This is a genomic window from Dasania sp. GY-MA-18 (assembly GCF_024734385.1).
GTDB classification, from domain to species: domain Bacteria; phylum Pseudomonadota; class Gammaproteobacteria; order Pseudomonadales; family Dasaniaceae; genus Dasania; species Dasania phycosphaerae.
Map to the genome: position 1 here is coordinate 218106 of NZ_JANHAP010000004.1, position 19821 is coordinate 237926.

The 19821-nt window shown below is 49.8% G+C and carries 19 protein-coding genes and 1 riboswitch; of the genes, 8 read left to right on the forward strand and 11 right to left on the reverse strand.

The genetic code is table 11. From position 1 onward, the window contains the following. Window positions 1-91: 91 nt before the first annotated feature. From NO559_RS06910 to NO559_RS06950, 9 genes are all read right to left on the reverse strand, one after another. Complete coding sequence (locus NO559_RS06910) at window positions 92-385, reverse strand: GIY-YIG nuclease family protein (RefSeq protein ID WP_258331077.1); 294 nt, start codon at window positions 383-385, stop codon at window positions 92-94. A gap of 131 nt (window positions 386-516) precedes the next feature. Beyond that, a complete protein-coding gene (locus tag NO559_RS06915) occupies window positions 517-1986 on the reverse strand; it encodes a cobyric acid synthase (protein ID WP_258331078.1) in 1470 nt (489 codons plus the stop codon). Further along, complete coding sequence (gene bluB, locus NO559_RS06920; protein WP_258331079.1) at window positions 1973-2668, reverse strand: 5,6-dimethylbenzimidazole synthase; 696 nt, start codon at window positions 2666-2668, stop codon at window positions 1973-1975. The genes NO559_RS06915 and bluB overlap by 14 nt, the downstream gene beginning before the upstream one ends. 1 nt (window position 2669) lies before the next feature. After that, window positions 2670-3542, reverse strand: a complete 873-nt coding sequence (locus NO559_RS06925; protein ID WP_258331080.1) for a cobalamin-binding protein — start codon at window positions 3540-3542, stop codon at window positions 2670-2672. Beyond that, complete coding sequence (cobD, locus tag NO559_RS06930) at window positions 3539-4531, reverse strand: threonine-phosphate decarboxylase CobD (RefSeq protein WP_258331081.1); 993 nt, start codon at window positions 4529-4531, stop codon at window positions 3539-3541. The genes NO559_RS06925 and cobD overlap by 4 nt, the downstream gene beginning before the upstream one ends. After that, complete coding sequence (cbiB, locus tag NO559_RS06935) at window positions 4524-5450, reverse strand: adenosylcobinamide-phosphate synthase CbiB (protein WP_258331082.1); 927 nt, start codon at window positions 5448-5450, stop codon at window positions 4524-4526. The genes cobD and cbiB overlap by 8 nt, the downstream gene beginning before the upstream one ends. After that, complete coding sequence (locus tag NO559_RS06940; protein ID WP_258331083.1) at window positions 5450-6208, reverse strand: heme ABC transporter ATP-binding protein; 759 nt, start codon at window positions 6206-6208, stop codon at window positions 5450-5452. The genes cbiB and NO559_RS06940 overlap by 1 nt, the downstream gene beginning before the upstream one ends. Window positions 6209-6210: 2 nt before the next feature. Further along, window positions 6211-7221, reverse strand: a complete 1011-nt coding sequence (locus NO559_RS06945) for an iron ABC transporter permease (protein WP_258331084.1) — start codon at window positions 7219-7221, stop codon at window positions 6211-6213. Between the two features lie 83 nt (window positions 7222-7304). Further along, complete coding sequence (locus NO559_RS06950) at window positions 7305-9143, reverse strand: TonB-dependent receptor domain-containing protein (protein ID WP_258331085.1); 1839 nt, start codon at window positions 9141-9143, stop codon at window positions 7305-7307. 131 nt (window positions 9144-9274) lie between these two features. Beyond that, window positions 9275-9429: riboswitch (cobalamin riboswitch) on the reverse strand. A 136-nt stretch (window positions 9430-9565) separates the two neighbouring features. Here NO559_RS06950 and NO559_RS06955 point away from each other — a divergent pair. The 3 genes from NO559_RS06955 to NO559_RS06965 all read left to right on the forward strand — a co-directional run bounded on the left by NO559_RS06955 (window position 9566) and on the right by NO559_RS06965 (window position 14084). Continuing rightward, a complete protein-coding gene (locus NO559_RS06955) occupies window positions 9566-9901 on the forward strand; it encodes a multidrug efflux SMR transporter (protein ID WP_258331086.1) in 336 nt (111 codons plus the stop codon). Window positions 9902-10178: 277 nt separating this feature from the next. Next, window positions 10179-13091, forward strand: coding sequence for a class I adenylate cyclase (locus NO559_RS06960; protein WP_258331087.1), 2913 nt, complete (start codon window positions 10179-10181; stop codon window positions 13089-13091). Window positions 13092-13139: 48 nt separating this feature from the next. Continuing rightward, window positions 13140-14084: a glutaminase gene (locus tag NO559_RS06965; protein ID WP_258331088.1), complete on the forward strand. Its 945-nt coding sequence runs from the start codon at window positions 13140-13142 to the stop codon at window positions 14082-14084. A 26-nt stretch (window positions 14085-14110) separates the two neighbouring features. Here the strand turns inward: NO559_RS06965 and NO559_RS06970 are convergent, their stop codons facing one another. Further along, window positions 14111-14614: a hypothetical protein gene (locus NO559_RS06970; protein WP_258331089.1), complete on the reverse strand. Its 504-nt coding sequence runs from the start codon at window positions 14612-14614 to the stop codon at window positions 14111-14113. Window positions 14615-14622: 8 nt separating this feature from the next. Then, complete coding sequence (locus tag NO559_RS06975) at window positions 14623-15627, reverse strand: DUF3187 family protein (RefSeq protein WP_258331090.1); 1005 nt, start codon at window positions 15625-15627, stop codon at window positions 14623-14625. A gap of 122 nt (window positions 15628-15749) precedes the next feature. Here NO559_RS06975 and NO559_RS06980 point away from each other — a divergent pair, with 122 nt between their 5' ends. From NO559_RS06980 to xerC, 5 genes are all read left to right on the forward strand, one after another. Then, window positions 15750-15908, forward strand: a complete 159-nt coding sequence (locus tag NO559_RS06980; RefSeq protein ID WP_258331091.1) for a lipoprotein — start codon at window positions 15750-15752, stop codon at window positions 15906-15908. Window positions 15909-15946: 38 nt separating this feature from the next. Beyond that, window positions 15947-17197: a diaminopimelate decarboxylase gene (lysA, locus tag NO559_RS06985; protein ID WP_258331092.1), complete on the forward strand. Its 1251-nt coding sequence runs from the start codon at window positions 15947-15949 to the stop codon at window positions 17195-17197. Between the two features lie 134 nt (window positions 17198-17331). Further along, on the forward strand, window positions 17332-18162 hold the full coding sequence (dapF, locus tag NO559_RS06990; RefSeq protein WP_258331093.1) for a diaminopimelate epimerase: 831 nt from the start codon (window positions 17332-17334) through the stop codon (window positions 18160-18162). 52 nt (window positions 18163-18214) lie between these two features. Further along, window positions 18215-18904, forward strand: a complete 690-nt coding sequence (locus NO559_RS06995; RefSeq protein WP_258331094.1) for a DUF484 family protein — start codon at window positions 18215-18217, stop codon at window positions 18902-18904. A gap of 4 nt (window positions 18905-18908) precedes the next feature. Further along, on the forward strand, window positions 18909-19820 hold the full coding sequence (xerC, locus tag NO559_RS07000; RefSeq protein ID WP_258331095.1) for a tyrosine recombinase XerC: 912 nt from the start codon (window positions 18909-18911) through the stop codon (window positions 19818-19820). The last annotated feature ends 1 nt before the right edge of the window (window position 19821 follow it).

Consider the following 19821-nt stretch of genomic DNA (forward strand, 5'->3'; position numbering starts at 1 on the left):
CGTGCCCCAGGGCACCCTCTCTTTCTGTGCAATTCACCTTGCACCCCAGTGTGGCATGCTGTCATGCCGGGCCACGACCCGGCATCCACCATCACTCTATAATTTCATACCAAAGATCATTCCACTCTGGATTATTTTTTTCTATTAACTCTATCTTCCAACTGCGACGCCAATTCTTTAATTGTTTCTCTCTAGCTATCGCAGCGGTAATGCAATCCGTCAGTTCAAAATACACCAGCTTATGCACTTGGTATTTTTTAGTAAAGCCATCCGCCTCATTATTGCGGTGTTGCAAAATGCGCTGTATTAAGTGACCGGTTACACCTATATATAAAGTACCATTCCTTTTGCTGGCCAGTATGTAAACTGCTGCTTGCTTAGCCATCCTTGGCTCCTTGCTATTTCTATTCATGTGCTCTGTATGGATACCGGCATACGCCGGTATGACGTAGCGTCAGTGTCATGCCGGGCCACGACCCGGCATCCATTCCTTTTCTAGAGACTAACCACTAGCAACTAGAGACTGTATCCCAAGCCCTTATACAACTTATCCCAATCCATACTCTCATCTACCGCATCGGCTAAGCGATTTATTTCTCGCTCTTTTAAGGCGGCATAATCAAACTGTTCAACCTGCGCTAAACCCGCCCATTGCAATAAATCCTGCAGTGCAGCCTCGCTATCAAACAGGCCATGTAAATAAGTGCCCAGCACTTGTTCAGTGCGCACGCCCTCGGGGCGGCCATTTATGCTTAGCATGGGTTCACCGGTCAGCTTGCTAACCCCTGCATGAATTTCGTAACCCTGCACTTGGGCACCGGTCCATAGTTTCGCCTGCACATTCACCAACTGTTTTTCAGGGTATAAGCGAGTGCTAACAGCTAAATAATCAAAGCCCTGCACTGAATCTATATTGCCTTCTATACCGTCGGGGTCTTCTATGGTTTTACCCAGCATTTGAAAACCGCCGCATATGCCTATGACCTTGCCACCGTAGCGCAGGTGTTTTTGTAAGGCCTGCTCCCAGCCGTTATCCCGCAGCCATTGCAAATCGGCGCATACGCTTTTTGAACCGGGCAGCACAATTAAATCGGCAGCGGGTATGTTTTGATTCGGCCCTATAAACTCAAATTCAACCTGCGGGTGCAAGCGCAGGGCGTCAAAGTCGGTGTGATTACTAATACGTGGCAGGGCGGGTACGATGACCTTAATGCTATTGTCTAACTCGGCTGGCATATTGGCCGTAAGCGCATCTTCGGCCTCTAAATGAAAACCCTGCAGGTAAGGCACCACCGCCAACACCGGCTTGCCGGTGCGCTGCTCTAACCAATCCAAGCCCGATTGTAATAAAGCGATATCGCCGCGAAAGCGATTAATCACAAAGCCCACCACGCGCTGCTGTTCGGACTCGCTTAATAATTCCAAAGTGCCTACTAGGTGAGCAAACACACCGCCTTTATCGATATCGGCAATAATAATAACGGGGCAATCTACCGCTTCGGCAAAACCCATATTGGCTATATCTCTATCGCGCAAATTTATTTCGGCGGGGCTGCCGGCACCTTCAACCACTATCAACTCATACGCTTTACTGAGGCGCAGATGCGATTCTAATACTGCCGCCATCGCCGTAGTTTTATAGTGATGATATTGCTGGGCCTGCATTTGTGATATGGCTTTGCCGTGGATAATGACTTGCGCGCCTATATCGGTAGTGGGTTTTAATAATACCGGGTTCAAGTCGGTATGGGGTGCCACCCCTGCCGCCTGCGCCTGCACCGCTTGCGCGCGGCCTATTTCGCCACCATCTTCGGTAACGGCAGAATTTAAGGCCATGTTTTGCGGTTTAAAAGGCGCAACTTTTTTGCCGCGGCGTTTAAAAATACGGCATAGTGCTGCCACCATTACGCTCTTGCCAGCATCAGAGGTAGTACCTTGCACCATTAAAGTGTTGGCGGCCCTAAAAGACTTTTTAGTTGCGCTCATTGTCACCCCACTGCTGTTGCGCCTGCTGCGCTTTTTGCTCATCCCAACCGTTGTTCATAATATAGTGATTGAGATCGCCGCGCTGTGCCCACTGCTCTTGTTGCAACATGGGCTGCTGATAAAACTCATCAACAGGACCTATGCATAAGATGGCTATGGCGGTGGCTTGCTCTGGTATTTGCAATAACTCGCTTACTTGCTGCGGCTCAAATAATGACACCCACCCCAAGCCTATGCCCTCGGCTCTGGCAGCCAGCCACATATTTTGTATAGCGCAGGCCGCCGAAGCCACATCCATTTCGGGTAGGGTTCTTCTGCCAAACACATGTTGCTCGCGTTTATCCATTAAGGTGACAACCACCACCTCGGAGCAATCTAATATGCCCTGCACTTTTAATTGTAAAAACGCCTGCTTCTTTTCACCTAATTGCTCAGCGGTGGTTAGGGTTTCCTGCTGTACTAGCTGATGCAATTGCTGACGCAGCTCTGGCTTTTGCACCCGTATAAAACGCCAGGGCTGCATAAAGCCCACACTGGGGGCCGCATGGGCCACGGTAAACAGGCGCTGCATTATGGCTTCGTCCATTGGTTGGCCATTAAAGTGGCGCATATCGCGGCGCTCAAAAATAGCTTTGTATACCGACTCGCGCATGGCCTCGGTAAAGGCTAAGGGCTGGCTCATCTTATTGATAAACCTCTCTGGCCAACTCTAACTTTTGGCACATTATTTCTGCACCTTGCAAAATTCTAGGGGTATGGCGCTGCAAAATATCGGGGGGGATAAAATATAATTGTTTGTTAACTACGGCTTGTAACTGCGGCCATTCCAACCAAACATCTAACCACTCGGGGCGCTCTACCCCCATGCCGCTGGCAATAATGACTTGCGGGTTGGCATGCAATACTGATTCTACACTGAGCTTAGGTGCCAAGGCTGGCTCATCGGCAAAAACATTATGGCCGCCACATAGCGATATCACATCACTGAGTAAGCTGTCGCCATTTAGCGTTTGTAAGGGTTCATTCCACACTTGGTAAAAAACGCTAACTGGATTTTTGTGCTGGTACTGCTGTCGCAGGGCGCTGAGTTTTTCGTTAAAGTGTTTAGCCGCCGCGCCGGAGTCTTGTTCACCCAACAGCAGCCCAACTTTACGCAAAGATTCCCCTACCGACTCCAATGTTTGAGGTTCACCCCAATACACTTTAATACCTAGCTCTTCGATTTTTTTGATGCGTTCGGCGCCATTGCCCGAGTGCCAAGCCAATATTAAGTCGGGCTGCAAACGCAAAATCGCTTCAGCGCTAAAGTTTTTGTAATTACCTACCCTAGGTACTTTTTTAGCGGCCTCAGGATAATCACTGTAACTCACCGCCCCCACTAATTTATCGCCTGCACCCACCGCATAAACCAGCTCGACTATATGCGGCGCCAAGGCCACTACCCGGCTGGCGGGTTTGTCTAGCTGTATAACTTGGCCGCTGTCATCGGTGACTTGTATGGCTAGAGCAGGCACTAGGTTAAACAAACCTATACATAAGACTAATAATTTCATCATAAATTTATACTTTTTAATGCTTGTAAGCAGCGCTCGGTATCGGCGGGTATGCCAAAGCGCAGTAAACCTTCGCCCTGAGGCTCTATTGGTGAAAATATGCGCAGCCATATCCCCTGCTGGGCAAACTGCTGTTTTATGGCCGCTAATATTTCATGGGGGCCGCTTACAGAAATAAATAATGGCCCGGGCTTAAGCTGTAAACCCGGCAAATAAGTCGCTAATAATACCAACATACTTTGCTGCATTTGTTTGATGCGCTCGCGTTGTTGCTGCTGCCAAGTTTTATCGCTTAACGCTAGTTCTGCTATATACAGGCTGGGGGCCGTCACCCCCCATAATAATAAGCGCTGTTCAAAGTTGGTTTTTAATTCGTGTGGTAAATAAATAAAACCTAGCCGTATGCCCGCCAGGCCAAAAAATTTACCCATAGAACGCAGCACGATTAATGAGCCCTTGCTGACATGCTGCAACATACTGGGCTGCGGGCAACTGTCTATAAAAGCCTCATCTACCACTAAATAGCCACTGACTTGTTGCTGTATTTTTTGCAAGGCCTCGCAGCTCCACAACTCACCCGTGGGGTTGTTGGGGTTAATCACCAGCACATGCTCTACTTGCTCAAGTAAGTTTTGCAGTTGTTGGTAGCTGTTATAGCTCAGCACTTGATGACCCGCTTTTTGCCAAGCCTGGCTGTGTTCGCTGTAGCCCCATATGGGCATAGCAACGCGGGCAGCGGGTAATAATTGCGGCAATAATTCTATAGCCTGCTGCGAACCCGCCACGGGCACTAAGCCTTGCACGCCGTAATAATCTGCCACCGCTATATTAAAACTCTCACTTATTTCAGGTAAACGTTGCCAACAAGTTTCGGGGATGGTGGGTACCGGCCAAGACCAAGGGCTAATGCCGGTGGACAAGTCTATCCACGGCTGCTGCGCCTCAGGATATTGCTGTTGCGCCAGTAGTAAATTGCCACCGTGCTCAAGCATAGTTGGCCCAGCCCTGAATCATTAATAGCGCGCTTAGCAATGCTAGCCAGCCATAAACGGTGCGATCTAATAAAGCTATAGCCCGTGCTATGTCGGCTCGTTGCGGCTGGGCACCGCAGCCCATAATGGGTTTATGCATCCACTCACCGTGGTACTGAGCAGGGCCACCTAACAAGATGGCTAAGCTACCGGCACCTGCACACATCACCGGGCCACCATTGGGGCTCGCACAGTGCGGGGCCTGTTCACGCCAGCAGCGCAGTGCTGCACGAGTATTGCCTAACAGGGCGTAACTTAGGGCGGTTAAACGCGCGGGTATATAATTTAAAACATCATCCATTTTGGCACTAAACCAACCAAAGTTTTGCCAACGGGCGCTGCGATAGCCCCACATAGCATCCAAGGTATTGGCTAGGCGATACACCACTACCCCTACCGGGCCGGCTAACACAAACCAAAAAATTGCAGCAAAAATCGCATCGGCACCGTTTTCTAAAAGGGACTCTAACACGCCGCGCAGTACGGCGGGCTCATCCATATTTTCGGTATTGCGGCTCACTATACGAGCTACGGCCGCCCGCCCCTCAGCCAAACTGTTTTGCAAAGCATGGGCCACGGCTAAGCCATGCTCGCGCAAACTCTGCCAACCTATGGCCAGATATAAACAGCCAGCCGATGCCAACTGATATAACCAGTCCATTTCTAGCGCGCGTAAATAATGGAATAAGCCTGCAATCAGCGCAGCCGGTAATAGCACTGCTAACAACCACGCCAACACACCCTGCCAGCGTTTATCGCCATTGCAGCAACGCTCAATAAAACTGGCGTAATGGCTCCAGCCTACTAAGGGGTGAAAACGTTTGGGCTCACCCAATACTCGATCGGCCAATAGCGCCACTGCTAGGTTAAGTAATAGCATCAGCTTACAAATAAATGCTTGCCGCTGGTGGGGTGTACCACGCGGTGAAACTTTAACTTAAATACGTCCTGCAACAAGGGCTCTTGCAAGACTTGCTCAGGGGTACCCATGGCCTTGATCTCACCCCCAGCCATTAGGATTATTTTATCGGCAAAGCTGGCGGCTAAATTTAAATCGTGTAATACCATTAGCACGGCACTACCGGCCATGGCTTTGCGTTTAAATATATTCATCACCTGTTGTTGGTGAGAAAAATCCAAGGCGGCGGTAGGCTCATCTAATAGCAATAAGCAATCACCCTGCCACACCTGCGCCAACACCCTGGCCAATTGCACGCGCTGTTTTTCACCGCCCGAGAGCTGGGTGTATAAATGATCGCGCAAATGCCCCACATCCATTAAGGCTAGTGCCTCATCGATAATGCGCTTATCTGACTGCAGGCCGGTGTCGTGCGGGGTACGACCCAAAGCCACCACTTCACTGGCGCTAAAGGGAAAATCTAACAGCTGATGCTGCGCCAGCACCGCGCACTGTTTGGCTTTTTCTAATAAGGGCCAGGTGTGCATAGGCTGCGACCAGTAATACACCTCGCCACTGTCGGGGCTAAGCTCGCCGCAGGCTACTTTTAATAGCGAAGATTTACCCGCGCCATTAGGGCCTAATACCACCACCAACTCACCGGCATTAATTTCGGCCTGTACGTCTTTTAAAATCGTGGCCTGATCTAGCTGTAATTGTAAGTGTTTGAGCTGCAGCATACTTACCTCGCAATTAAGCTGGTATTACGCTGCTGGCGCAATAAAGATAAAAAGAAAGGCGCACCCAATATTGCCGTCACCACCCCTATGGGTAATTCGCTGGGGGCTATGGCTATGCGCGAAACCGCATCGGCCAAGACTAATAAAATTGCCCCCGCCAAGGCTGAGCCGGGAATTAAATAGCGGTGATCTGGCCCTATTAATAGGCGAATAATATGGGGGGTGATTAAACCTACAAAGGCAATAGTGCCGCTAAGGGCAACTGCCACCCCCACCGCTAGCGCAACCAAAATAATAATTTGCCGCTTTACTCTATCCACATAAATACCTAAGTGGCGCGCCTCGGATTCGCCCAACAACATAGCATTAAGCGCGCGGCTATAACGCGGCAGCCAACACAGCAGTAAGCCCAACACCCCATAGGCCATAGCCAGGCGCTGCCAGTTGCTGCCATTAAGTGAGCCCATTTGCCACAGGCTGATTTGACGCAACATGTGATTGTCGGCTATGTATTGGAAAAAACTGTTAAACGCGCCCGCCAAGGCGCTAATAGCTATGCCCGCTAATAACATGGTGGCCACCGAAGTACCGCTGCTACTAGAGGCCAGCTTATAAACAATGGTGGTGGCTATCACCGCACCGGCAAATGCCCCTAAGGCGATAAAGCTAACGCCCCCTATGGCACTGCCCGCACCTAATACGATCATTAAACTGGCACCAGCGGAAGCACCGCTGGTTACACCAATTAAAGAGGGATCCGCCAAGGGGTTGCGAAACAAACCCTGCATCATCACCCCGGCTACCGCTAAGGTGGCACCGATAATGGCAGCCATTAGGGCGCGGGGTAGGCGGATTTTTTCTAGTATGAGTTGATTGGCCGGTTGCCCGGCATCCCCCGTCAACAAGGTGATGGGGTTGATGATTTCGGGGCCGAGAGTAAGCGCTATCACTAATGACAGGGGTAATAGCAATAAAGTTATGGCTAGCAAATGCTGCGGGTTTAACCTTTTCATACTCTCTACATAGAAGTTGCTGGGGCCGTACTCTCAATAGCATAACGCTTAGCATTGAGAGTACGCCCTTTACAGCAAGGGTTTTATAGCTCTGGGGTGTAAACCACCGAGAATAATAACTCCAGGCCCGATGATAGATAGTTGCCTGAGCTAAAGCCGCGCGCGAGCACATAATCTTTTTCAAACAGATTATCGACCTTTAGTTGCAACTTCCACTCTGGGTCTATGGTATAGGCGCCACGTAGGGCCACGGTACCATAACCATTGAGCTTGCTGCTATTGGCAGCATCATTATAACGGCTGCTAGCACCATAGATGCTGGCACCGACTGACCACTGATCAAAGCTTCTATCTATATCAATATTGATAACTTGCTCAGGGCGGCGCGCCAGTTCATTACCGGTAGCATCGTCCTGGGTATCCAATAAGGTTAAAGCCGTGTTAACCGTCCAACCCATAAGCTCGGTTTCAAAAGAAGCATCTATACCTTTAATGGTTGCCGTCGCAATTTGATCATTGGCAAAAATAGCTGAGTTGTATTGGATTAAATTTTCCACATCGTTTTGATAAGCACTAACAGCCCAGCTGTAATTATCAGCAAAGCCTTTAAAGGCTAACTCATAACTCTCACTTTCTTCAGGCACCATAGTGGGGTTGCCAAAAAAGGGATAGTAAAGGTCGTTAAAGGTAGGCGCTTTAAAGGCCTGGCCGTAACTGGCTACCACTTTTAAGTCAGCGGCAATATCGTAGCCCAGTGACGCGTTAAACGTATCGTGGCTACCAAATTGTTCATTGTCGTCATTTCTTGCGCCCAGGTTAGCCGATACCGCACCTTGCACAAATTGCAGCTGGGCATAAACAGCATGGTTGTCGCGCTCGTCTTCATCGTAGTTTGTGGAGCCATCGACTTTTTCATTTAAATAGTCATAGCCCAAGGTCAATAAAGCGTTGTCGCTAACACGTATATCGTTCTGCCAGTCTATATTAGTTTTTTCGGTTTCAAACACGCCGCCACTAAAACCATACTCATCGTAAAGTGTTTCTGTTTCATCTTTAGACGAGCCCACACTTAAAGAGCTATTAAAAGCAGTGTGTAGCTGCCAGCTGCCGCTAACATTTAAAGACTCGGTTTTACTATCGGTATAAGGCGAGCAACTAAAGCCAAAGCAATTGGTATCGTATTCGGACTCAGCCTCATTAAATTGATAACTTAAGCCCAGGGTTAGCGTATCAATAGGTGTGTAGCTACCATTAAAACCTAAAGACCGCTGCCTATAAGCGTCGTCATCATCACTGGGCGCGGTTTTATCTTCGGTAAAATCATAGCCACCGGTATAAACATAGGAGGCCGTTAAATTAGCCTGATAGTTTTCGCCTTTATGCCCCAGGCTGGCCGAAGCTTCGCTGGTATTGTGATTACCCACTGCCGCCTTAATTAATAAAGGCTGATTAGCATTGGCTTGGCGGGTAATAATATTTATCACACCACCCAAAGCATCAGAGCCATACAGGCTGGATTTGGGGCCGCGCACAATTTCAATGCGCTCTATTAGTTCGGGGTCTAGGTACTCCACCGCCGTGCTACCCAAAGTGGCACTACCTACCCGTACGCCATCTATTAAAAACAGGGTGTGGTCGGACTGATTGCCTCTTAAGCTAATACCGGTAGAGGCGCCACGGCCACCATTGCTAGTGATGCTTAAGCCCGGTGCCTTGGCCAGTAGCTCGGCTACGCTTTGCGCTTGAAATTTTTCTATATCTTCACGGCTAATGACCGTAACCGATGCCAACGTTTCGGCATAGCTTTGCTGGGTGCGGGTAGCCGTCACGATAATATCGTCAGCTTTATTGTGATTTTGCTCAGCCGCAACTACCGCGCCTGAGGCTATGGCTGAAACAGCCAAAGATAATAATGTTTTCATTGGATCCCCAATCTTTTCCATAAGCAACATAGGCTTATAGTGATAAGTAAAGTGATTGAGGGAGGGTAAGAGTGAAGTGCTAGAGCAAACGGGCTGCTGTAAGAATCCACTGATAAAGCCCTCCGCTTCATCGAGTTAATGCAGTTGTTGGCTGGTATCGGACTTTGCATGCGAGCATGCATTTACCGTTGCGGGGGCAGCGATGGAATAGCCGCTAAGCGGTGCACCATCTTCCCATTTAACCGACTTGTAACAACAAAGTCGGACCAAAAACTGAGCGGCATCCTACACCTATACAACGAGGTGGGCAAGCCATACAGTGTTTCTCGCCTGATATTGAATTCACCGCTGGCAGGCTTTAGCATGGCTAGCACTGTAAAAACGACTATTACTCACCCCTGCGGATTAGTTAGCAAAACACTATGAAAAACTGGATCTTTCTATCCCTAGCCATACTATCCGAAGTGATAGCCACCTCAGCCCTAAAACACAGCGATGGCTTTACTAAGCTATGGCCCACCCTGGTGGTAGCCGTAGGCTATATGATCGCCTTTTATTTTTTGTCGCTAACCTTGCGTACCATTCCGGTAGGCATCGCTTATGCGCTGTGGTCTGGGGTGGGCATAGTGCTAATTTCACTGCTGGGCTGGTTTGCCTTTGGCCAAAAGCTGGATGCGGCCGCGCTTATAGGTATGGGCTTTATTATTACCGGCGTGATCATTATGAATGGTTTTTCCAGCACTATGGGCCATAGCTAAGCTGAGCTAAACCACAGCCAAAAAATAAGCGTTTTATAAAAAGCTATTAGCCCTTAAGCTATTGCCGTCAACTTTCTAACGCTGCGCCACCTCAAAGACAGCAACTGTTTATGCCCTGCGCTGATAGCAATTAATACAAGATTTTTTATTCATATCTCCTATAATAAGCCTCAGCACCTTGCGTGCTTATTGCCGCTGCGGCTATAGCCTTTATTACTGGCAGCGCCAAAACACAAATAATAATTATATTCCCCCTGCTCAGCTACAATGGGTCAGCATGTCTACACACAAAAACGCCAGCAGCGATGCGGCTCAACCCAGCATTGATTACGGCATAGATAGAAAACAGTTAAAAACCGTTAAAGAGCGCTTTTTACAGGTTAATGCTGTGCGCCTAGAGCGTACCCAACAGGCGCTAAGTGACAGGCAGCAGGTATTTTTGCAGCTACTGCCGCTGCTGTTTCATGTTAACCACCCCATGCTGCCAGGTTATGTATCACACCAGACTCCCTTTGGTGTTAGCCACTACACCCCCAGCAAAGAGCAGCAATTAGCCGCCACCAAGCTGGCCCGCAGCTTTACTTATCGCTTTCAACCCCCCGTAGGCCAGCAAATTCACGGCCTGTTTTTAATGGGCTCCTGCGGTACCGTGGCACAGTCCGATCGCTCTGATATCGATATATGGGTATGCCATAGCAGCGATGTAGACCAAGAGGGCTTACTACAGCTGCGCCAAAAGTGCGACAAGATTAGCGCCTGGGCTATGAGCATAGGGGTAGAAGCCCATTGTTTTTTAATGGACAGCGAAAAATTCAAACAAGGTGAGCGCGCCAACCTATCCGGCGAAGACTGTGGCAGCAGCCAGCACTTTTTATTATTGGATGAGTTTTACCGCACCGGCTTATTACTAGCTGGCCGTATTCCTATTTGGTGGCTGTGCCCCCCCGAGCAAGAGTCACGCTATCAAGACTATGTGGACACACTGATAAAAAAACGGTTTATCCCCGCTGATGACAGTTTAGATTTTGGCAACGTAGGCCAAATACCGGCGGGCGAGTTTGTAGGCGCGGGCATTTGGCAGCTGTATAAAGGTATAGACTCACCCTATAAATCCACGCTTAAAATTTTGCTCTCGGAAGTTTATGCCGATCAATACCCCAATATAGAACCCTTAAGCACGGGCTTTAAACGCGCCATTTACAATAAGCAACTAGATGTTAATGAACTAGATCCTTACGTGATGGTATTTAGAAAACTAGAGCAGTATTTAATCGGCCGTAATGAGCTAGCGCGCCTAGAGCTGATACGACGTTGTTTTTATTTTAAAGTGGGCAAGGCCCTAAGCCGGCCACAAACTCATAACGTAAAATCCTGGCAGCGCCAGCTACTGGAAAAACTCACCAGCGAGTGGCAGTGGCCGCGCGAACATATACACAGCCTAGACGCCAAAGATAAATGGAAAGTAGCCCGCGTTATCGCCGAGCAAAAAGACATAGTGCGCGAACTTACCAACAGCTACCGTTTTTTATTAGACTTTGCCCGCCGCACCCAGGCCACCGCGCTTATCAACTCTGCTGATATGACTTTATTAGGCCGCAAACTGTATGCCGCCTTTGAACGCAAGGCCGGCAAGGTAGAGTGGATCAACCCCGGCATATCCAATAGCCTGGCCGAAGACAGACTCAATTTTTACTATGTAGACAGCCCTGCTAGTGGCAACAGCTACTGGGGCGTTAGCACTGAGCCTTTACTAGCCAAAGATACCGAACAACATGACCCCCTTAAGCGCGGCGACCATTTAATTGGCTTGCTGGTCTGGTGCCATTTTAACGGCTTACTCAGCAGCCACACCCGCTGCAATATCGTCAATGGCGCCCATGATGTGGGTGAGTTTGAACTACTCAATCTAATCCGCGCCCTGCAAAAAACCTTGCCCATTGCCAGCCAATATACCGATCACGGCGATCAAGCCGATACTCAGTTCTCGCGCCCTATGCGCCCCACCCTGTTACAACTGTTTATCAACATCAGCACCGACCCGCTATCGTCTATGCGCAATCAGGGGATAGAAAGGCTTAGCGACCAAACCGATAGCCTAAGCTACAGCGGCATGCGTGAAAACTTAGTACTCAACATAGAGCAAGTACTGGTAAACAGCTGGGGTGAATTAATCACCCGCCGCTATGATGGCGAAAGCGCCTTGCTGCGCTGCCTGCGCGACTACTTGCAAATGATTCCACCCGGCAGTAACAAGGCCTTGCCAACATTAGAGATACACTGCTTTTGCGCCAGCCGCGCTGCCGCCATCAGCCATAGAGTAGAAGAATTATTCAGCGATATCGCTGCCTGCTATCACGGCGGCAACAAACCCGCCAACAGCCGCTACGTATTAAAAGTGCAGCACGATTACTACATACTGCAATTCAACGAGCAGCAGCCCACTATAGAAAACATGGGCGAATATAGCGATATGCTGGATTATTTAGCGGGCAACATTAGTGGCAAGCAAACACAATTTAGCCCCTTGGTGTTTGACCGTCACTGCCAAAGCAATAACCCAGTGGCTGCCTTAAGCCCCTATATGCAAGCGGGCAACATACAGGTTTTTTATTTATGCCAGCAACACAAAGCTGACATTTATATTATTGATGAGCTAGGCGTGCTCAATCACTTTAGCGCGCCCTGCTTAGATAAAAATAATTTTTTAACGCCACTGGATTTATTTTTACAATCTACGTTGTTTAGACAAAACAATGAAACCATAGATACGCAAGGCGACCTCAACACACTGCCACAAGACAATATTAAAAACGTTGATTACTATGAAATCATCAACAAAAAATCGGGCTACACCATTATTCGCAACAACCCGATTAACCACGAAGGCTGCCCCAGCTTTTTTAATGTGCAAGCCATAGGCAGCCGCGATAACAATGGCTTACTACTGTTTACTATTTACTGCGACCAAAAAGAGTTTAGCGAGCAGGAATATGGCGAACAATTATATAACGCTGTAGCCCAGCACATACTGCAACGCCGGCAATCCAAAGAGCGCTACCCCTGCTACATTACCGACTTGGATTTAAGCCTAAGCAATGAAAAATCCGGCGACAGCACCCCCACTAACCGCTACTTGTTTTATAAAAAGCGCTTAGAACAGGCGCTTAACGCCGCCCTGCTGCAGGTTTAATTGATAAGCCAGCCCAAAAGCCAATAGCCCTATTCAAGCTTTCCCGTAATGGAAACAAAAAAAACAATGATACACAGCGCAAACTATCAAGCCGTATTTCACGAGGTTGTAGCCGAGTTAAAAAACGTGGCCGACCAAGGCGAGGTCGCCTCATACATACCCGAATTAAGCAAGGTTGACCCCAATAAGTTAGGCATACATCTTTCTACCACCCAAAAAGAGCAGCACAGTTTTGGCGATGCCGACGAAGCATTTTCCATTCAAAGCATAGCCAAAGTGTTTTCGCTAACCTTAGCGTTAAAAATCATAGGCAAAGACCTATGGAAGCGTGTAGGTGTTGAACCTTCCGGCTCACCGTTTAACTCTTTGGTGCAGTTAGAATACGAAAAAGGCATACCCAGAAACCCCTTTATCAATGCGGGGGCCATTGTGGTATGTGATATTTTGGTTAGCCACTTAAAAAATCCCAAGCAGGATTTATTGGCATTTATTCGCAAAACAGCGGGTATAGCAAGCATTGACTATAGTGCCAAACTCGCCGATTCAGAAAAACAAACTGGCTATAGAAACTATGCCCTGGCCAATTTTATGAAAGACTTTGGCAACATACACAATGATGTGGAGACAGTATTAGATTTATATTTTCACCTGTGCTCCATAGAGATGAGCTGCAAGGACTTAACCCAAGCCTTTTTGTTTCTCGCTGCGGGCGGCGTTAACCCTATGACGGGTGAAACCGTTATCAGCCAAGAAAGAACCAAACGTATTAATTCCATTATGCTGACCTGTGGTTTTTATGACGAGGCCGGTGAATTTGCTTTTAAAACTGGACTGCCCGGGAAAAGCGGCGTGGGCGGCGGCATAGTCGCCATACACCCCGGTGAATTTTGCATTGCCGTTTGGAGCCCCAAACTAAATCGCCGCGGCAACTCTTATATGGGCATGAGGCTGCTAGAAGCCTTTACCACCAAAACTAAGTCTTCAATATTTTAAGTGGTTAGTCGATAACCAGAGACTGACTACATCCCCTCCAAAGCCTTATTGCGTGCCTCTAACTGCGCCCGCACTTTTTTTGCTTCTTCGACTAACTCTGGCGCTTTACTCATATCAACTGTGCCGTCGGTGTTGAGCAGCCGGCTAGTAATTTCAGGGCTTTGTTCCGGCTCTACTACAGGTGGCGCGGCCATGGTGTTGACTGCCCTGGGCATATCCTGAGCCTGCAATTGTTTTAAGGCGTAATCGGGTATTTGATTATAGTTATCGGTAAACTGCCAGTTACCTTCTTTATCTTGCCATTTGTAGAGCTGCTTTTTATTGCTTTCAAAGACCTTGCGGCCTGCGGTAAATTCGCTGGTGGTATTGGCAACCTTGCTGACGCTTTTGGTAATTGTCTCCAGCGTTTTTTCATCGGGTAGCCAATCCTTAGGAGTCATAATCGGCTGGCCATCACTGCCGGGCATAATCATAGGCACCACAAAACCCAAAACAATTAAGGGCAAAAAAACGCGTATATACTTCCACATAGTTCAGCCTACCTCCATTCACCCATTCTTAAAGCAAACATAAAGACGACATCGGGTGCTGTTTCTACGGCTATGTCTTCGCTGATAGCAAAATCAAAAAATAATTTATCAGTGACCTTAACACTGGCCCCCAGCAACAATTGCACCGAGTCATCGCCTATTTGTTTTAGGGCGCTATCATAAAACGCGCTGTGAAAATCCAGCTGCGTTTTAAATGACAAACTCTCGCTATAGGCCCAGCTTAAGGTAGTGGAGCCAAACCAAACCTGGTCCTCTTGTTGCTGAGCTAATACCTCGCCATCCCCCAGATTTAACAGGCCGCCACTGAGGTGAAAATTAATACCGTACGCTTCTTTTAAGCTGCGATCACTTAGGTGCAAACTAATATAACTATCTGCCGCATCAGAGCCTCGCAGCCTATCGACATTGCCTGTGGCAAATTTGTAGCCGGCGCGCACAGCCCAACTACGACGGGTATTTTTGGCGAGCTGGTAAGCCAGGCTTAGCGACACATCCCCCAGGCCTTCGCCATTATCCTGCATATCCAATAGCACCTGCTCTCCGTTTTGGTAGGCATAGCGCAGCTGATCTTTAGGGTAATCCACCCGGTCGCCATCGGGTAAACCAAAGGTATCGTGCCAGCCCTCTATAAAGCCATCCATGCCACCCGCTTGCTGGCTGATCACCGGCAGGCTTAAACCCAGCTCCCAGCCCTTGGCTAGGCCGTATTTCCAGTTAAGGGTGGAGCGGTAGGTTTCGCCATCCAAAATTATAGCCTCACCCTCTCGGCTTTCAGCCACAAAGGTATTGCTGCTTTCAGCGCTTAAGGCCCCCTGCCAATAGCCGCTGCGGGTGAGTTTGGCGCTTTGCGCATCGGGTAGGCCGTGTATTTGTACTAGGGGGTTACGGTTAGCACTCAAAAAAGGCTGGTCTAAACTGCTGCCCTGAGCCGCGCTACCGCTGGCCACGCTCACTAGCAAGGCCACTTTAGTTACCGCTGAATATTTTTGCACTCCACACTCCTTGAATGGGTTTAGGGTTGTTTCATAACGCTAAGTCTAGCAAAGCTTAGATGAAACCTTTGCTACCAAGGTGGGCAACGGTATAATCGCCGCTCACTGACTTGGACTTGATTATGCGCCTGCCTGCACTTTATCTATCGATTAGTTTGTTACTGCTATTAGCTGGCTGTGGCCAAAAAGGGCCTTTATTTTTGCCCTCTGATCAGCCCCCCGCGCAAGCCAGCCCAGAGCTAACCCCACCGCTGGCCGATAGCGACGCCAGCGCCGAGTAAATTCTCTTTATTTTCTACCCTGTTATAGGTTTCAACTTATGGACGCTTTTCTATACCAAAACAATGAGCTATTTGCCGAGCAAGTTGCCCTTAAGCAAATTGCCCAAACCTATGGCACCCCTACTTATGTGTATTCGCGTCGCCACTTGGAAGAGCGTTTTTTATCTTACCAAAATGCCTTACAGGGCCGCGAGCACTTAATCTGCTATGCGGTAAAAGCCAACTCTAATATCGGTGTGTTAAATGTCTTGGCGCGCTTAGGCTCGGGCTTTGACATAGTCTCTATAGGCGAGCTGGAGCGGGTATTAGCCGCGGGTGGTGAGGCCAGCAAGGTAGTGTATTCCGGCGTGGCCAAAACTAAAGCCGATATCGCCCACGCCCTAAAGGCGGGCATACACTGCTTTAACGTAGAGTCTGAGGGCGAGCTAGAGGCCATTAACCAAGTGGCCGCCGAACTGGATATGCAGGCCCGTATTTCACTGCGCCTCAACCCCGATGTGGATGCCAAGACCCACCCCTATATCTCTACCGGCTTAAAAGACAATAAATTCGGTATAGATATAGAGCGCGCCCCGGCGGTATACCAGCGCGCCAACAGCCTCAGCCATATAGAGGTTATTGGTGTGGACTGCCACATAGGCTCGCAGCTCACCGAAATCAGCCCCTTTTTGGATGCTTTAGATCGCCTGCTGAGCTTAATTGATAGCCTGGCCGAGCAAGGCATAGTGATTAAACACCTGGATTTAGGCGGCGGCCTAGGGGTGCGCTACCAAGATGAAACCCCGCCCGAGCCCGGCGAATATGTAGCCGCCGTGCTAGAGCGCTTGGGCGAGCGCGAGTTAACCCTGGCCTTTGAGCCCGGCCGCTCCATCGCCGCTAATGCCGGGGTGCTGCTGACTAAGGTGGAATACCTCAAGTGCAACCCCCACAAAAACTTTGCCATTATCGATGCCGCCATGAACGACATGATACGCCCTGCCCTATACCAGGCCTGGCTTAATATACAGCCAGTCACGCCCAGAGCTGAGGGGGTATCCAAGCGCTACGATATAGTTGGCCCGGTATGTGAAACCGGTGATTTTTTAGGCAAAGATAGAGAGCTCATTTTAGAACAGGGCGACTTATTGTCCGTGGCCGGTGCCGGTGCCTATGGATTTACCATGAGTTCCAATTACAATAGCCGAGGTCGAGCCGCAGAGATCATGGTCGATGGCGACAGCTGCCATGTGATACGCGCCCGCGAAACCATCGCCGACCTGATGCTAGGTGAAGCCTTACTGCCTGAATAAGCAGGCCTTAGCTAGGCAGCTACCAGCATGCACATTTAACACGCGCTCCCTTTAGCCCAACGCCATCGCTAAAGCCCAGCGCCCTAATGAGTCGTTTAGCCGGCCTAGGCCGTTAAGCCGCTCTGGATACAGCCATGCTGTTACACTTTACAAAAATGCACGGCCTAGGTAACGACTTTGTAGTGATAGACCTTATCACCCAACGTTACCGCCTGCGCCCCAAAGACATACTGCTAATCGCCGACCGCCACTTTGGCATAGGTTGCGATCAAGTGCTGGTGGTAGAACACCCCCGCAACCCCGATGTAGACTTTCGCTACCGCATCTACAACTGCGATGGCAGCGAAGTAGAGCAATGTGGCAATGGCGCGCGCTGCTTTGCCAAGTTTGTGCTGGATAAAAAACTCACCGGCAAACGCAAAATCAAAGTAGAAACCAGCAGCGGCATTATCGAGCTGGGCGTCACCGCCGATAAGCAAGTGCGGGTGAATATGGGCAAGCCACAATTAAAACCGGCCGACATCCCCTTTCAGGCCGAGGCAACAGCGCCCAGTTACAACCTAGACGTTGACGGCCAAAGCCTAAGCTTAGGGGCAGTCTCTATGGGCAACCCCCACGGCGTATTAGTGGTAAATGATGTAGCAACAGCCCCCGTGCTAGAGCTAGGCCCCGTGCTAGAGGCCCACCCGCGCTTCCCCCAAAAAGCCAATATAGGCTTTATGCAAATCATTGACCGCCGCAATATTAAGCTGCGCGTGTTTGAACGCGGCGTGGGCGAAACCCTAGCCTGCGGCACCGGTGCCTGCGCTGCCGTAGTGGCCGGGCAAGAGCAAGGCCTGCTGGACCAAAGCGTTACCGTCACCCTACCCGGCGGCGCACTATTGATAGAGTGGCGCGGCCAGGGCCATCCCGTTATGATGACAGGCCCTGCCACTACCGTCTTTGAAGGCGCCATACAACTATAAAAAGCAACTATAAACACAACATAAACAGGCAGCTATAAAACAGGAACTTTGCGTGAGCAACCATAATAACGATATTGAAGTCACTGAAGAGCAAGTGGCGTTATACCTTAAAAACCACCCCGGCTTTTTTTTAAAGCGCGACGACCTGCTCTGCGAAATAGAGCTGGCTCACTCCAGCGGTGAGGCCGTATCGCTACTGGAGCGGCAGGTTAGCCTATTGCGCGAGCGCAATATGGACATACGCAACCGCCTTAACAGCCTATTAGACAACGCCCGCAACAACGACCGCCTGTTTGAAAAAACCAAAGCCATAGTGCTGGCCCTGCTAGAGGCCAAAAGCCTGGATAGCATAGTCAACACCTTTACCCGCGGCCTAAAAAACGAATTTGCCATGGACTTTGCTAGCCTAATCCTCTTTGCCGATCCGCAAAGCCAGCGCAACAGCGCCTCGCGCATAGTCCCCTTGGATGACGCCTTTCACGCCATCCCCGGCCTACTTAAAAGCAACAAAGCCACCTGCGGCGTACTGCGCCCCGAAGAGCTGAGCTTTTTGTTCCCCAACCAACACAAAGAGGTAGGCTCCGCTGCCGTGGTGCCACTGAGCTTTGGCCACTCGCTAGGGGTTATCGCCATAGGCAGCAAAGATGCCCACTACTTTCGCTCCAGCATGGGCACCTTGTTTTTAGGTTACATAGCCGAGGTGCTTAACCGCATATTACCTCGCTATCTTAGCTTAGGTTAGGCCCATGAACGGCGAGGGCTGGCAGCAGCAAATCGATGACTTTATCGACGAGCTGCGCACCGTGCGCCAGCTTTCACCCCATACCCTAAGCAGCTATCAGCGCGACTTAAACAGCTTTGCCCAGTATTGCCACAGCATAGACATCAACAACGCCGAGCTAGCCCTTAGCGCCCATGTGCGCCAGTGGGTGGCCGCGCGGTTTCGGCAAGGTGCCAGCGGCCGCAGCCTGCAGCGCGGGCTATCGTCACTGCGCAGCTTTTACAAATACCGCAACCGCAAAGGCAGCCCCCACAACCCCGCGCTGGGCATACAAGCACCCAAGTCTGCTAAAAAATTACCCAAGGCCTTAGATGCCGACAGCGTAGGCCAACTCTTAAACCTAGACGACGGCGACTGGCTGGGGCTGCGCGACCGCGCCATAATCGAGCTGTTTTATTCCTCGGGCCTGCGGCTATCCGAATTAGTTAGCATTAACCTAGGCGACATAGACTGGGGCGACGCCCTGCTCAGCGTTACCGGCAAAGGCAATAAAAGCCGCAGCCTGCCCATAGGCCGCTATGCCATAGAGGCCCTGCAAGCCTGGCTAACCGTGCGCGAGCAGGCAGGGCCTGTGGATCAAGCGTTGTTTATAGGCAACAAAGGCAAGCGCCTAGGCCAACGCGCCATACAACTGCGGCTAAAAAAACACAGCCTGGCGCAGGGCATGGGCCAAAATGTAAACCCGCATATGCTGCGCCATTCCTTTGCCAGCCACATTTTGGAATCCAGCGGCGACCTGCGCGCGGTGCAAGAGCTATTAGGCCACGCCAATATCTCTACCACTCAGGTCTATACCCATTTAGATTTTCAACACCTGGCCAAGGTCTATGACTCGGCTCACCCGCGCGCCAACCGCAACAAAAAACGCAAGGATTAAA